Origin of the sequence: Nitrosomonas cryotolerans ATCC 49181 (genome assembly GCF_900143275.1) — a bacterium.
Taxonomy (GTDB): Bacteria; Pseudomonadota; Gammaproteobacteria; order Burkholderiales; family Nitrosomonadaceae; genus Nitrosomonas; species Nitrosomonas cryotolerans.
On the sequence record NZ_FSRO01000001.1, the window covers coordinates 2379488 to 2392977 of the forward strand.

Consider the following 13490-nt stretch of genomic DNA (forward strand, 5'->3'; position numbering starts at 1 on the left):
TATTAAGCCTTAAAGCACTATCGCCACCATCGGATGATTACTTAGTGCCTGGTACAAGGAATCTAATTGAATACGCGAGGTGGCTCGAATAGTACAGGTAATACTTAAATAAGTCGCGTTCCGACTTGTCTTAACTGTCAGTGTTTCAGCATCAAAATCAGGCGCATGATGTTTCACTATTGCCAATATCACTGGCGCAAAATCAGCCTGTGCTTTTCCCATAACTTTGATAGGAAAATCACAAGGGTATTCTATTAATGAAGAAGATTGTTCATCCATAAAAAGACCTTAGGTCCTGTCTTTAATACTTAAACTTAATTTAACCAATTCATATTATAGAAGCCTTGTCAGTCGCCTTCCTTTATCAATCATAAAATTATTAAAAGCTCTATTAGCAAGACAACTCTCCTCGCATCACCGTTGCCTTGTAATGCTGGTAGCATTGATACAACCGTGTAAATAAAGGACCTGGTTCTCCATCACCCACTATTTTATTATCAAGACGGGTAATAGCCATGATCTCTTTAGTAGAGGATGTCAGCATAATTTCCTCTGCGGTACGCAACTCATCTTCAGATATTTCCCTCACCTCATGTAAAACGTTATTAGCAGCCGCAAGCTCCAGAACAACATCATAGGTGATGCCAGGCAGCATCAGATGACTTTTAGGTGGCGCTAAAAGTACGCTATCCTTAACAAGAAATATATTACTTGCGGCACCTTCAGTCAAAAACCCATCTCTTAGTAATATCGTTTCTACTGCGCCGACATCAACAGCCATCTGACGTAGCAATACATTCGGTAATAATGAGATTGCTTTGATATCACAACGTATCCATCGATTATCACTGGCAGTAATAGCAGAAGCACCCTTTACAAGCAACTCTCGTGCTGGTGGTAGCAATGGAGTACTCATAATCAGTACAGTAGGTGTCACATTGTGCGGAAAAGCATGATCACGTTTAGCAGCTCCTCGGGTAATATGCAGGTATAAATACTGATCATCACCATCATTTCCTGCAATGACCTGAGCTATCAAGTCATGCCACTCCTTATCACAATGAGGATTCTTCAGATGAATACCATCAAGACTATGTTGCAAACGAAGTAAGTGACTTGTTAACCGGAAAGGCCTACGCGAATAAACAGGGATCACTTCGTAGACACCATCACCGAAAATAAAGCCCCTGTCCAATACAGGAATACACGCTTCCTCAATGGGCATCAACTTTCCGTTAAGATATATCATGCCTATCCTTTTGATGTATTGGCACAGATCAATTAAAAAGTAATTTTACACTGTCCCAGGCACGGCCAAAGATATTAGTTGCTTCAATCTTTTCCAACGCAACAAGTGGATAAGTTGCCATTGGCTTGCCATCGAGTGTGAATTTTACTGTACCAACTTCCTGTCCTTCTCCAACAGGTGCAATAAGCGGCTGTTTATACTCCATTGTTGCTTTTAACTTATCGCCCTGTCCTTTGGGCAGCGTGAAATAAACATCATGATTGAATCCCGCTTTCACTATATTTTGCGTGCCTTTCCATAGTTGAATAGTCGTCACCTCCTGTTCCTTAGTGTATAAATGCAAGGTATCGTAAAACTGGAAGCCATAATTTAACAAACGCTGGCTTTCGATACTGCGGGTATTTGCTGAATTAGCACCCATTACTACAGAAATAAGGCGACTTTTATCTCGCTTAGCTGAGGTAATAAGACAATAACCCGCAGCTTTTGTCCACCCTGTTTTAAGCCCATCTACATGAGGATCAAGCCATAAAAGACGGTTACGATTAGGCTGTGTAATACCATTATAGGTATATTCTTTTAACGAATAAAGTGAATAATATTCTGGAAAATCACGAATGATCGCTGCGGCTAATAGTGCCATATCATACGCCGTACTATAGTGTTTAGGATCCGATAACCCGGTAGAGTTAACAAAGTGAGTATTTTTCATTCCCATGCGTGCTGCTTCTTTGTTCATCATCTGTACAAAAAACATTTCCGAACCAGAAATCGCCTCAGCCAATGCAACGCAAGCATCATTTCCAGACTGTACAATCATCCCCCGTATCAGCTCGTCTACTGTTACCCGTTTATTAGGCTCAATAAACATACGCGAACCAATCATACGCCAGGCACGTTCTGATACTGGTATGGGTTGATCCAATGCAATACGACTTTCCTTCAGTGCTGTAAAAACAACATAAGCGGTCATCAATTTGGTCAGTGACGCAGGATCTGCTCGTTCATCTGCATTTTGACTCGCTAATATTTGTCCCGTTTGAAAATCGGAGAGTAAATAAGCCGTCGCTGCTATAGATATAGCCGGCTGCTGAGCAAATAAAGGAGAGACAGCAAGGTATAACAATAATGGAAGTAAACGCTTCATAGGAATAGGAGAAAAATGAATATTATATCCTGCCCCACTCATTTCATAAACCAATGCATTTTGTAACTGCTTTTAGTCAAAATAGAAATTACAAAAAATAACACCACACACCAAGATAAGAATATATTTATTATATATCAGTTGATTAACTACATGTTACTCAAGCATGGGAATTTCTATACCGCGTATCCATTAAGCTTATACTTGAAAATGTCGTAGTTCTACTGCAACTAGCAAAAATAATTTCGATAGACTGAGCTAGTTATTTTATGTTAGTGCAAACTTATTTTTGCTATGTTTTTTTGAAGATTATATGAAACACCGTCCCATTAATTATAAAAACTTAGCAGCTCAACCGGATATTATTTCCCGAATCATTCAAATTGATGCAGACTCGAGAGGCTGCTTCAGGGAAATGGACAATTTATTGCGATCCGATCAAAGTGCTGCCGCGCTGATTCTCAGAGTTGCAAATTCACCTATTTATAATCGTGGTCATCAGATTGAAACACTGCCGCTGGCAATCAGCCTGCTGGGTATCAATGTGATACGTTCATTAGCGACACTCGCACTCACCCGGCCTATTTTTACTCAAAGTAAAAACAAACTAATTCAAAAGCATATTTGGCATCATTCATTACTAACAGCTATTGCCAGCCAGACTATTTGTCTTGAGCTAGGCAGTACTCAGGAAGGAGAAGAGGCTTTCGTTGCCGGCCTAATACACGATATCGGGAAGGTATTGTTACTTTCTCACTATGCAGAAAAATATGTAAATGCCCTAAGTTATACACTGAAATATCATTGCTCCAGCGCCGAGGCTGAACAGAAATTTTTGGGGGTTGATCATTATCAAATTGGTCAGCAAGCGGTGCAAGAATGGAAGCTGCCTCAACACTTTAACTACTACACAGGAATTGACCTGAATCTGCTATCTCGTATACAAATAAAAAATATAGTACAACTGAGTCTCGTAGTAGCTAATAGCCTGATAAAAGGGGCTGGCATTGGCGCAAGCCCATGGGACTGTAACACTCGTAAAAATAAATTGATGGCATTGGGATTAAGTAGCGAATTCAGTGATTATCTACTTGAAGATGTATTCATGCAAGGACTAAAGAAGCATGAACTTTATCTACACTGTACACAATATGGCAATCATTAAAACACTGAATGATACATCTAGCGCAACACCTTGCATTACTACACGGTCGATTAGCATAACATCGCTTGAACAAAGTGTATGGCATGAACTAGAGAGCAATGTTGCGGTATCACTAAACCGGTTACATATCGAGCAGCTATTTAAACCAACCGTGCTTCTACTTCATCAGCTTGTTACCAATGCAATAGATACGCTGCATTACACTGTATTCCAAAAAATAGTCGATGCGGATTTTTACATTAACATAATGAACAGCGATGCCGCATTAAAAGCACTCTACCAGGAAGAATTGACTGAACATGGTGATCGTAACATCGCAAAATTTTGTGAAATCAATGGATTTCAGATCATTCTGGCGTTCCCGAATGAAGGTGATGCGATTGTCTCAATTAGTGTACCCAATATGTGTGAAAACGCAATTTTCCTAAATAAAAAATTAGCTGATGCGTTGGAGTATCGATTACACAAAGAAGATATTACAATGAACTCGAACTACTATATTGGCACACTTACAAAGCATAAGGCTAAGCAATCTTCGATTTCACCTGTACTGCTTACTCAACAGAGCGAACGCAGTAGCTTACAGGGTATTTTCTCGCAACTGGGTTACGGTATTGTCTGTTTTTCTAGTTTAGGGTCAATACTAGCTGTATCACCTTCTATATTTATCAGTTTACATATGAACGCTTCAGCCTCTGCGATTCAAATTCTTGCCAAATCCATTCCTGAACATTTCTATAACGATGTGATTTGGGGCCTCGCCCTGGAGACAGTTAATGGCGTATTTGATAATTACAGAGTTCGCATGCGGTCGTTGAGAAATCCTAATGCGTCGATGCTTTTTAATGTGAGTGGTTATTGTGACGATCATGCAACTATTCACACATTATGGCAGACAGTTTCATTTGATGGGCAAGAAAATAGCACGCTCTCGGAAGGCTCTATTCTGAATGAAGCCAGAGTACATAATATTACCCGTAATTATGTGCCACAATTGGTGGAAGAAAAAGCCAGAGAAATTGTAAGATTAGGTGGCAATAAATTAATTAACGAGGCTTGTTTCATTGCTGTTTTATTTTGCGATATCGTCGGCTTTACTAACTATGTAGAGAATAACGAGAAAGAAGAATCCATCATACATACATTAAATTCCATTCTTCGCAGAATTTCCAAATCAGTCAAAGATCATGGCGGTTTGATTGATAAGTTTATGGGTGACTGTGTCATGGTACTTTTTAGAAATCCACATGATGCCGTGATTGCTGCACTTGAGATGCAAAGCCATTCAATCGATATTATCCGTCTGCGCGAGCGTGCAGGACAAGAAGTACTGCAGCTGCGAATTGGTATACACTGGGGAAAGGTTATCATTGGTAATGTCGGCACCTCTGAAAGACTGGACTGGACAACAATTGGTGATGTCGTGAATACTGCTTCACGGATAGAAAAAAAATGCCAGCCCGGAGAGGTTTTAATTAGTCAAACCATGCGTGATGTGATTACCACAAGAGATCATACAGATATTAAATATGGAGAGATTTTTTATCTACAAGTAAAAGGAAAACGAAACAAGCTAGCAGTTTGCTACGCTTATCCTCCGTAGTAAAGTGAATGCCAATTCAAGAAAAAAATTAGTTACATGCCTTATGCGGATGATCAATAACTCCCATATGAAAACCAATACTTCCACGACTACGCTCCTGAAAATAACGCTTCAAAGGATCATGAATAACCCGGAAAGCCATTTCATTCCAAGGTATTTCATGTTCAGCAAAAAGTGCCACCTCCAGGCTTTCAATACCCGGTTTAAAGTCCAGATCCAGCAAACGCGCACGAAACAATAAATATACCTGACTGATATGCGGCAAGCTATATATGGTATAAAGACTACCTATAGCAACCCTGGCGCACGCTTCCTCCAGTGTTTCACGTGCTGCGGCTTCCGCTAAGGTTTCGTTATTTTCCATAAATCCGGCAGGTAAAGTCCACCAACCACTACGTGGCTCAATAGCACGACGACACAGTAATATCTTATCCTCCCATTCCGGGATGCAACCCACTACCATTTTAGGATTTTGATAATGGATAATATTACACGCAAGGCATACATAGCGGGGTAATGTATCGCCTTCAGGCACACGCAATTCAACTGTAGCCTTACAGTTACTACAAAATTTCATAGCATTACCTCAAAATTGTTATTCAACAAATTCACTTATCCAGATTCAATCAAAACGTATACAACTATGAAACATGTTATTTACTAACGATAAAGCTTCGCTGCGATAATAACTCGCCTGATTGATTGTGTAGCATCACTCGCCATTGACCTCGCCTCGTTTTACTAACGAGCTTACTAGCGTAGGTCCGCCATTGTTGACCGCCAACTTTAAGTGCTACTTCTGCCACCTTCCGATCCTGATAATACCAGCGTACATTAACCTGTTCGCCATTCAAGCCATATAATTGTATAAAAAAATATATTCGTTTGTTTATCTTTTGGTTTAACGATATATGTTTAATCATATCAACTGGTTCGCGTTTTTGAATGGCACTGGTTAGCTGCGCTCTAATCACCTCTGGTCGATCTGCCGAAATAGAATCGACTGCTGCGGTTGTTATTTCATCTGATATCGCTGTATTATCCGTTGCGATAACAATATCAGACTCAGTCTTTATCTTAGTATCGAATATTACCTCTTCCAAAGACTCAGGTGCCAACACACTATTACGAGCAGAGATAGATCTATCTATATAGAAATTAGCTTCATCCCCGGCTGATGCCTTATTAGTTTGAGAATATACAGAAGAAGTTACATCCGCATTCGTTATGATAACAGGGCCAATTACAGGTAATGTCTCAGTCAACGCGGACTGACCATTATCCCAATCAAAGAACATATAGCTGATAAAGCTAAACGTACCGCACATCAATAATAGCCCGGACAATATTTTTTTTCCGGCAACAGGTATTTTTGTTATTGCTTCTCGCTCAAGGCAGTGCGGCCTGGTTGGTTTAAGAGGTTGTCTTATTCGAATACGAATCTTGAATTGATGATCGGTCATGATTTAAATATGCTGGATCTTATCTTCGTGTACAAATAACAATTCTAATCTAGGTGTACTCGATCTTAGATTGATCGGCTACAAAGATGAATAGCCATTTACCCTGCTTCAATTCCTAATTATCAGATGCCAACTATATACTCCAAAATAAATCCGATCTATCCTCATTCCCCTTGCTTCAAGAAAAACAAGACAGCAGCAATGATTTGATTCACTATCAATACACAATATATTATGATAGCCAAAGCTGTATAGACCAAGATCTAATCCTGCAGAATAGAGCTGAATATCCTACAACTATTTTCCTTTTATGCCTGCAATTATGTGGTCTTAACACAACGAATAGATCGTTAACCCTTTATAAAATTCTCAACGTAACGATTTTTATAAAATAATGAAGCAGGCTGGATGATAAAAGATCAATTAGTTTCTAATTCAAAACTCCCAGTATTTCATAATTGAAGCGTCCATTATTACTCAGAATACCAGTTTCTCTTACAGGGCATCATTCATGCACGGAATTATTATATTTTTTGTTGTTCTATTTAGCATTACAACTATTGACAGCACCCAAGCCGAAACATGGACGCTACCACCAGCTGATATCGATATTTTTGGTCAGATCCGAACTGTCGCTGCAAGCAGCGAGGATACATTATTAGATATCGCCCGCCGACACGGTATCGGTCAGATTGAAATTCTGTTGGCTAATCCCAAGGTAGATCGCTGGCTACCGGTTAATGGTGCAGAAGTTATTTTGCCAAATCGGTATATCATTCCTCAAGCAAAACGTAAAGGTTTAGTCCTAAATCTACCAGAAATGCGACTCTATTATTTCCCTGAATTAAAAAAGGGCGAGAAACCATTGATTGTCACGCATCCGGTGAGCATAGGTAGAATGGACTGGAATACGCCGTTAGGAATAACCAAGATAGTCGAAAAGAAAAAAAACCCAACCTGGACACCACCTCAATCACTCAGAGACGAGGCGATCGCTCGAGGAGATCCACCCTTACCCGCTTTTGTGCCGGCAGGTCCTGATAATCCACTAGGTCAATATGCTATGCGACTTGGAACTACCAGTGGCAGTTATCTGATTCATGGTACAAATAAACCATTTGGAGTAGGTATGCGTGTTACACATGGCTGTGTACGTATGTATCCGGAAGATATAGAGACGCTCTTTACTCAGGTTCCGGTTGGCACACAAATACAACTTGTGAATCAACCTATCAAACTAGGCTGGTTAGCGAGTTCACTCTTTATTGAGCTACATCCACCATTAGAAGAAGACCAAGACCAATTTGTGGATTACACACAAAAAGTCATGGATGCGATCAATGATTTTTTAATACAGGAATCTACAGATTATCGCAGTCATCTCCCTATTCATGTGGAAATCGATAGTCAAATTCTAAAACAGGCTATTGCCGAAAAAAGTGGTTTACCCATTTTAATTTCAAAATAATTTTTGACATCCTCCCCTTCCTAAACGAAGGGGATTCCTAGCGACTTATTAAGCCGTTAAGAGTAGGTTTGTATTGCTACTGCCTACTGGTTCCTGCTTCTTAGACGAAACTAACGTTTCAACTCCACAGGCTAACAAGCGATGTCCTCGCTCAAGTACATTCAAGGCACCTACCAAGTCGGCATTGGCTTTAAATCCACATTCTGTACATTCAAAAGCACTTTGGCTTTTGCGATTGTCACGACTAACATGTTGACATCTAGGGCAGGTTTGAGAGGTGTATTGAGGGTTTACCTTCAATACATCCCCGCCTGAACAAGCCTGTTTATACTCCAAAAACGAAACGAACATTCCCCATCCTTGGTCAAGAATGGATTTGTTTAGACCCGATTTCGCTTTGACGTTTTTACCATGCTTTTCAACACTGCCCTTGGCACTCTTAGACATGTTTCCTATCTTTAAATTCTCAACTACGACCATTGCGTGATTTTTGCTGATTTCGGTTGAGGTTTTGTGTAAGAAGTCTAAACGAGCATTGGCAATACGCTCATGCAGTCGGGTAATGATTTGTTTCTGCTTTTTCCAGTTAGCAGAGAAACGGACTTTTTTAGACAGCTTACGCTGTTCAAAAGCCAGTTTCTTTGATAACTTTCTGAAACTGTTTAAAGGTTCTACGTATGAGCCGTCTGACAAGGTTGCAAAGCGGGTAACGCCCATATCAACACCAATCATACTGGTTGAGCTATGACGCTTTAGCTCGGTCTCGTACTCAGTCTGAATCGACACGTACCAATAACCGCCTTTACGGGAAATCGTCATATTTTTAACGTCACCAATGACTTGGCGTGAATTACGATATTTCACCCAACCGATTTTAGGCAAGAACACTTTGCTAGACTCTTGCTCCAGCTTAAATCCTTGTGGATAACGAAAGCTGTCACTCAAACCTTTTTTCTTGAATTTTGGAATCCGTTTTAAAGGCTGTTTTTTATCAAAACCGTCTTTGAACGCTTTTTCTAAGTTTTTTAAGGCTTGTTGCAACGGTTGAGAATGAACGGTTTTTAGAAATCCATAATCTTCTGAGGATTTCCATAGCTTTAGCTAAAATGACAACTCGTTGTACCAAAGCAATGGCTGTTTCTGCTCTAATCTGAACAGATTCATTGCTAAGGCTTTATTCCAAACAAACCGATTAGCACCTGCAAACTCAACCATCTTCTGTACTTGGTCAGAATTTGGATTGAGTCGAGATTTAAAGGCTTTGCGTATAATCTGCTTCATGGTTATAATTATACAAAAAGGAATTGGTCTATGCAAGTTAATAACGATGTAAGAACACGAAGACATTGTGTTTTTAATCTTCATGTTCATTTGGTCTTTGTAACAAAATACCGTAGAGATGTTTTCTCCGGAAGGGTATTAATTGATTTGGAAGAAATATTTAAAAACGTGTGTTTGGATTTTGAAGCAGAATTGGTGGAATTTAACGGTGAGCATGATCATATTCACCTTTTAGTTAACTATCCACCAAAAATTGCTATTTCTAACTTGGTAAATAGTTTGAAAGGCGTTTCAAGCCGACTCATTCGCAAAAAGAATTATCCCGAAATTAAAAATAAGCTTTGGGGTAATATGCTTTGGAGTCGAAGCTATTTTGCGGGTAGTTGTGGTGGAGCACCACTCTCGATTATTAAGCAATATATTGAACAACAGCAAAGACCGCATTAAACAGGCTTCGCCTGTGCGCTTATATCTCCGCCCTGAAGGACGAAGTTTTACGCGCTATTTGATAAATAAAAAAGCCCCGTAGGGCTTTCTTGTTAAATCAAAGTTATTTATGCATGGCTTTCTTAAACATACGATCAATTTTTGTTTCTGTTTCCATTGATCGTCTATTTGCTTCATTCGCGGTATTAGCTGCCGAATTGGCGGTATTTACAGCTGAATTGGCAGCATTCATGGCTTCATTTGCCTTAGCATTAGCATTGGCAGCCTCAGTTCTCGCTGCTTTCGCATCCGCTGAAACAGCATTAATCTGTGCCTGCAGGTCTTCAAACTGTCCTGTTGATGCACAGCCTGATAAACCGATAAACGAACCTGTTGCAGCTGCCAACATTAGTAAATGTACTTTATTTCTTATTTTTCCTTCCATTCCGATCTCCTCAGCTTTTATTTATTCATGATTCATAAATGTCTAATATCACCGCTACTAGCTACCGATATTTCATATTTCCTGTATCAGTAACAGCATCGAATATTAGCTGATTTTTCCTGCAAAATAAATGGCTTCCATTAACATTTCAGAATGGCCCAATTACCGGATTTTGACCATGGTACCTGGCTTAATCCATCGACTCAAACGATCAATTTGCTCATTAGTCAACGCAATACACCCATTGGTCCAATTATACTGATCATGGATCTCACGTTCGCCTCTGCCAATACCATGAATACCAATATAACCTCCCAATGGGGTATCCTGAGGCGGTGTCTTTTCCATTTTGATGGCTTGCAGAATAGACTGCCAAGTCTCCACTGTAATTCTATTCTCATCCAAAGCACGCTTAGCCGTTTCATGATTTGGATAATCCAGGCCAAAGAATCGATAATAGCGACTTGCGTTATTTACCCACCCGATTCTAAATCGACCCAGCGGGGTTTTGTCGTCATTTCTCATTTTAAAATAGGTTGTTCCAAAACGCCCAATAGCGATATTATCAAAAGTATCCTGCACCGTATTTCCCCTCATTACCAATAACACATGTTCTGTTGTATCCACATCAACCCAAATATCATCAGCCAGAACAGGCGAACTACTCAATAACGAAACAATAAATCCGGCTAGCATTAGAAACCTGATAATTAATCGTCTTCCTAACACGTTTAATTCAACAAAAGAATCATTAGAGTTTGATCGTTCGACAGAAAAGCTCCAAATAATTTCTTCCCTACACGTATTCAAGTTAGTCTATACTCACTTGAATAGTCAAATAATTTATCATTATCAATCTCTTTTAATACTTCAATATTGAGAATACGACGCTTAGAATCAAAATCAATGACTAAAAATTCAATCAGCTGAAGATCGATCAAACCCACTATGTCGTTTAAAACAGGAACAACCAATCAATAACTCTATCACTGATCCAGCAAAGAAATATGTTATGCCCATTGTACGTGAAGTAAGCTCACATCACACCGATCATCTAATAGAATTCTGTTGCGATTATATACATGTTATCCCGAGTCCATGGTCTTCAGAAAATGTTTCGGAATCCTACGATGACATTAGAAACTACTTGCTCATAATAAATACCAGGGTGTAGTATTTCTTCCTGATAGTTTGAAACTAAAAAGATAGATCCAAAAATTTATTCATTATTCTAGTCAATTAGATTATGCATTGACTCGTCTTATAAAAATTAGCAGGCGAGGAATCTTTAAAGTATTAAGGGTGACCTGTTAATCAATCAGTTTACTTTTGATTCTCGAATTTGACCAATTAAGGAGATTCACATGCCACAAAAAGTTAGAATCGCACATGTCGATGATGATCCAGATATTCGAGACACAGTCGGACATATTTTAAGTGCGAATGGATATAAAATTGACAGCTATCAGACAATGGCCGATTTCATCGACTCCCTTGAGAATTCAGACATCAGTAACCTTCCAAATCTGGCAATTCTAGACGTCATGGTCGAATCCATGGATGCAGGTTTGAACGCTTATGTTCACCTTCATAAACGTTTTCCAGGTATTAATACCATATTCCTCACTTCCCTCGGTGATATGATCAGACCCTATTTTGAAGGCAAATCTTCGGAATGGGTATGCGTAATTGAGAAGCCTGTTGAACCAATCAGTCTCCTGTCAATTATTCGTAGTCGGCTCAATGATACTGAAACCATAGCCAGTCCTTCCTAAAGAACACAATCATGGCATTCGCCGAATTTTCATGGAATAAACTTAAAAATCAATATACTATACCAAGATCAGGTAATAATGAGCTAAAACTCAGTGATGAAATTCTAATCAGCAACATACGCTGGTTCATCATTTTCCGATGGGTCGTCATTGGTGCGCTCATTTTCTTTCAAATACTCACCATACTTGCTTCAAACACGCTGACACAATTTGGTATCACACAGCAGCAAAATTGGCCAATTGCTATTACGCTGATATTGAGCGTTGCAAATTTTGCTTATATTTTCGCGCTCGATTACTATGAGCATACCAAATATAACTCTCCATCGATAAATATCTGGATACAGATTATTATTGATCTGCTATGTTTATCGATCGTAGTACATTATGTTGGCAGCGTCGCAACACCAGCCTCTTTTTTCTATGTACTACACATAGTACTGGCCTGCATTTTCTTCTCCACCATAGAAAGCCTGTTTGTTACGGTTTTAGTTTGCTGCATGTACACAATCGTCCTGCTGATTGAGAACGATATGTTCTTGCAAGTTTCACAATCAATCCTCATTGATGCCCATATGTCAGTCGAAAGCCAACAAAAAACCAAAGTCTTTCTGTGGATGTTCATCCTCGACATACTATTCTTGGTCGTCTGGTATGTCGTTTCACGCCTCGCAATCGTTGTACGCACTCATGAACGCCATCTTCTGGATGCCCATGAAAAAATCAACCAAACGCAGGTTGAGAAAGACCAGTATGCCATTCTAATGACACATCAATTAAAATCACCACTCGATGCCATTCGTAGCAAAATTAATTTAATCAATGGAGGCTATTGCGGCGAATTCTCACCTGAAATAGAAGATGCACTACAAAAAATGAATATCCGTGCCCAGGGCATGTCGAATTTAATTCTAGATTTACTCAAACTTGAACGATTAAAAACAACCTGCTTAAATACGGCGACCTTCAAGCAAATTAATATTGAAACAACGATTCATAAATGTCTTGATAAACTAACACCCGTTGCTAACGCCAAGCAGATAAGTATTCTAATATCAATTAAAAATTTTATTTTTTCTGGCATTCCGGACCAGCTGGAAATCCTTTTTGAAAATATTATTTCAAATGCGATTATCTACTCGTATGATAACGCATCGGTAGAAATCACATCTGCCATTGACAGACAAAACAATACCGCTACCGTCACCATAACAGATCATGGTATTGGCATTGAAAGCAAGGACCTACCAAACATTTTTAATGAATATTTCTATGCACCCAGAGCTGTCATGCATAACAAAGCATCCAGCGGTGTAGGGCTATCCATCGTTAAAATAGCCGCAGAAAATAATAAGCTACAGATCAGCGTATCCAGCGAACCCGGGGCAGGAACCGTTTTCACTGTTATTTTTAGAAATATACTGCCCCATACAATATAAGAAATCCTTGCAAAACCTACTTAATCAGG

At 39.4% G+C, this 13490-nt stretch carries 15 protein-coding genes and 1 pseudogene; 6 read left to right on the forward strand and 10 right to left on the reverse strand.

Going from position 1 to position 13490, the window contains the following annotated elements; genetic code table 11:
• Positions 1 to 9 precede the first annotated feature (9 nt).
• The 3 genes from BUQ89_RS10630 to BUQ89_RS10640 all read right to left on the reverse strand — a co-directional run bounded on the left by BUQ89_RS10630 (position 10) and on the right by BUQ89_RS10640 (position 2438).
• Positions 10 to 279 carry an HP0495 family protein gene (locus tag BUQ89_RS10630; RefSeq protein WP_028461005.1) on the reverse strand — a complete coding sequence of 90 codons (270 nt, stop codon included), beginning with the start codon at positions 277 to 279 and terminating at the stop codon, positions 10 to 12.
• A 112-nt stretch (positions 280 to 391) separates the two neighbouring features.
• Positions 392 to 1249 carry a D-amino acid aminotransferase gene (locus tag BUQ89_RS10635; RefSeq protein ID WP_028461006.1) on the reverse strand — a complete coding sequence of 286 codons (858 nt, stop codon included), beginning with the start codon at positions 1247 to 1249 and terminating at the stop codon, positions 392 to 394.
• A gap of 28 nt (positions 1250 to 1277) precedes the next feature.
• Positions 1278 to 2438: a D-alanyl-D-alanine carboxypeptidase family protein gene (locus tag BUQ89_RS10640; protein WP_425434869.1), complete on the reverse strand. Its 1161-nt coding sequence runs from the start codon at positions 2436 to 2438 to the stop codon at positions 1278 to 1280.
• A gap of 271 nt (positions 2439 to 2709) precedes the next feature.
• Here BUQ89_RS10640 and BUQ89_RS10645 point away from each other — a divergent pair, with 271 nt between their 5' ends.
• Entirely contained in the window at positions 2710 to 3561 is an 852-nt protein-coding gene (locus BUQ89_RS10645; protein ID WP_028461008.1) for an HDOD domain-containing protein, read from the forward strand.
• A complete protein-coding gene (locus BUQ89_RS10650) occupies positions 3521 to 5164 on the forward strand; it encodes an adenylate/guanylate cyclase domain-containing protein (protein ID WP_083399503.1) in 1644 nt (547 codons plus the stop codon). Before BUQ89_RS10645 ends, BUQ89_RS10650 begins: the two co-directional genes overlap by 41 nt.
• Positions 5165 to 5192: 28 nt before the next feature.
• Here the strand turns inward: BUQ89_RS10650 and BUQ89_RS10655 are convergent, their stop codons facing one another.
• The gene (locus BUQ89_RS10655; RefSeq protein WP_028461009.1) at positions 5193 to 5741 is read right to left on the reverse strand and encodes an NUDIX hydrolase; all 549 of its coding nucleotides are present in this window, start codon (positions 5739 to 5741) and stop codon (positions 5193 to 5195) included.
• A 76-nt stretch (positions 5742 to 5817) separates the two neighbouring features.
• Positions 5818 to 6627 (reverse strand): DUF2914 domain-containing protein, encoded by an 810-nt coding sequence (locus BUQ89_RS10660; protein ID WP_028461010.1) that lies wholly within the window; start codon positions 6625 to 6627, stop codon positions 5818 to 5820.
• A 511-nt stretch (positions 6628 to 7138) separates the two neighbouring features.
• Here BUQ89_RS10660 and BUQ89_RS10665 point away from each other — a divergent pair.
• Positions 7139 to 8095 (forward strand): L,D-transpeptidase family protein, encoded by a 957-nt coding sequence (locus BUQ89_RS10665; protein WP_028461011.1) that lies wholly within the window; start codon positions 7139 to 7141, stop codon positions 8093 to 8095.
• A gap of 48 nt (positions 8096 to 8143) precedes the next feature.
• On the opposite strand, the pseudogene BUQ89_RS10670 reads toward BUQ89_RS10665, so the two are convergent.
• Together BUQ89_RS10670 and BUQ89_RS13985 are read right to left on the reverse strand one after the other, a co-directional pair.
• Positions 8144 to 9181: pseudogene (locus BUQ89_RS10670) on the reverse strand (RNA-guided endonuclease InsQ/TnpB family protein); the annotation flags it as partial.
• A gap of 15 nt (positions 9182 to 9196) precedes the next feature.
• Positions 9197 to 9376 carry a helix-turn-helix domain-containing protein gene (locus BUQ89_RS13985; protein WP_218612790.1) on the reverse strand — a complete coding sequence of 60 codons (180 nt, stop codon included), beginning with the start codon at positions 9374 to 9376 and terminating at the stop codon, positions 9197 to 9199.
• Between the two features lie 30 nt (positions 9377 to 9406).
• On the opposite strand from BUQ89_RS13985, the gene tnpA reads away from it, so the two are divergent.
• Positions 9407 to 9823 (forward strand): IS200/IS605 family transposase, encoded by a 417-nt coding sequence (tnpA, locus tag BUQ89_RS10675; RefSeq protein WP_074202599.1) that lies wholly within the window; start codon positions 9407 to 9409, stop codon positions 9821 to 9823.
• 103 nt (positions 9824 to 9926) lie between these two features.
• Here the strand turns inward: tnpA and BUQ89_RS10680 are convergent, their stop codons facing one another.
• From BUQ89_RS10680 to BUQ89_RS13990, 3 genes are all read right to left on the reverse strand, one after another.
• Positions 9927 to 10247, reverse strand: a complete 321-nt coding sequence (locus BUQ89_RS10680; protein ID WP_051537776.1) for an Lpp/OprI family alanine-zipper lipoprotein — start codon at positions 10245 to 10247, stop codon at positions 9927 to 9929.
• A gap of 162 nt (positions 10248 to 10409) precedes the next feature.
• On the reverse strand, positions 10410 to 11057 hold the full coding sequence (locus tag BUQ89_RS10685) for a L,D-transpeptidase (protein ID WP_245813000.1): 648 nt from the start codon (positions 11055 to 11057) through the stop codon (positions 10410 to 10412).
• Positions 11054 to 11221 (reverse strand): hypothetical protein, encoded by a 168-nt coding sequence (locus tag BUQ89_RS13990; RefSeq protein WP_218612791.1) that lies wholly within the window; start codon positions 11219 to 11221, stop codon positions 11054 to 11056. The genes BUQ89_RS10685 and BUQ89_RS13990 overlap by 4 nt, the downstream gene beginning before the upstream one ends.
• Positions 11222 to 11611: 390 nt before the next feature.
• Here BUQ89_RS13990 and BUQ89_RS10690 point away from each other — a divergent pair, with 390 nt between their 5' ends.
• Both BUQ89_RS10690 and BUQ89_RS10695 read left to right on the forward strand, forming a co-directional pair.
• Positions 11612 to 12022, forward strand: a complete 411-nt coding sequence (locus BUQ89_RS10690; RefSeq protein WP_036574251.1) for a response regulator — start codon at positions 11612 to 11614, stop codon at positions 12020 to 12022.
• An 11-nt stretch (positions 12023 to 12033) separates the two neighbouring features.
• A complete protein-coding gene (locus BUQ89_RS10695; protein WP_036574254.1) occupies positions 12034 to 13461 on the forward strand; it encodes a sensor histidine kinase in 1428 nt (475 codons plus the stop codon).
• The last annotated feature ends 29 nt before the right edge of the window (positions 13462 to 13490 follow it).

Coding starts and splice junctions, on each gene's coding strand:
- tnpA (WP_074202599.1), top strand. CDS start 9,407: ATGCAAGTTAATAACGATGTAAGAACACGAAGACATTGTGTTTTTAAT.
- BUQ89_RS10645 (WP_028461008.1), top strand. CDS start 2,710: ATGAAACACCGTCCCATTAATTATAAAAACTTAGCAGCTCAACCGGAT.
- BUQ89_RS10695 (WP_036574254.1), top strand. CDS start 12,034: ATGGCATTCGCCGAATTTTCATGGAATAAACTTAAAAATCAATATACT.
- BUQ89_RS10660 (WP_028461010.1), bottom strand. CDS start 6,627: ATGACCGATCATCAATTCAAGATTCGTATTCGAATAAGACAACCTCTT.
- BUQ89_RS10630 (WP_028461005.1), bottom strand. CDS start 279: ATGGATGAACAATCTTCTTCATTAATAGAATACCCTTGTGATTTTCCT.
- BUQ89_RS10655 (WP_028461009.1), bottom strand. CDS start 5,741: ATGAAATTTTGTAGTAACTGTAAGGCTACAGTTGAATTGCGTGTGCCT.
- BUQ89_RS10650 (WP_083399503.1), top strand. CDS start 3,521: ATGAACTTTATCTACACTGTACACAATATGGCAATCATTAAAACACTG.
- BUQ89_RS10680 (WP_051537776.1), bottom strand. CDS start 10,247: ATGGAAGGAAAAATAAGAAATAAAGTACATTTACTAATGTTGGCAGCT.
- BUQ89_RS10640 (WP_425434869.1), bottom strand. CDS start 2,438: ATGAGTGGGGCAGGATATAATATTCATTTTTCTCCTATTCCTATGAAG.
- BUQ89_RS13985 (WP_218612790.1), bottom strand. CDS start 9,376: ATGAAGCAGATTATACGCAAAGCCTTTAAATCTCGACTCAATCCAAAT.
- BUQ89_RS10690 (WP_036574251.1), top strand. CDS start 11,612: ATGCCACAAAAAGTTAGAATCGCACATGTCGATGATGATCCAGATATT.
- BUQ89_RS10635 (WP_028461006.1), bottom strand. CDS start 1,249: ATGATATATCTTAACGGAAAGTTGATGCCCATTGAGGAAGCGTGTATT.
- BUQ89_RS10665 (WP_028461011.1), top strand. CDS start 7,139: ATGCACGGAATTATTATATTTTTTGTTGTTCTATTTAGCATTACAACT.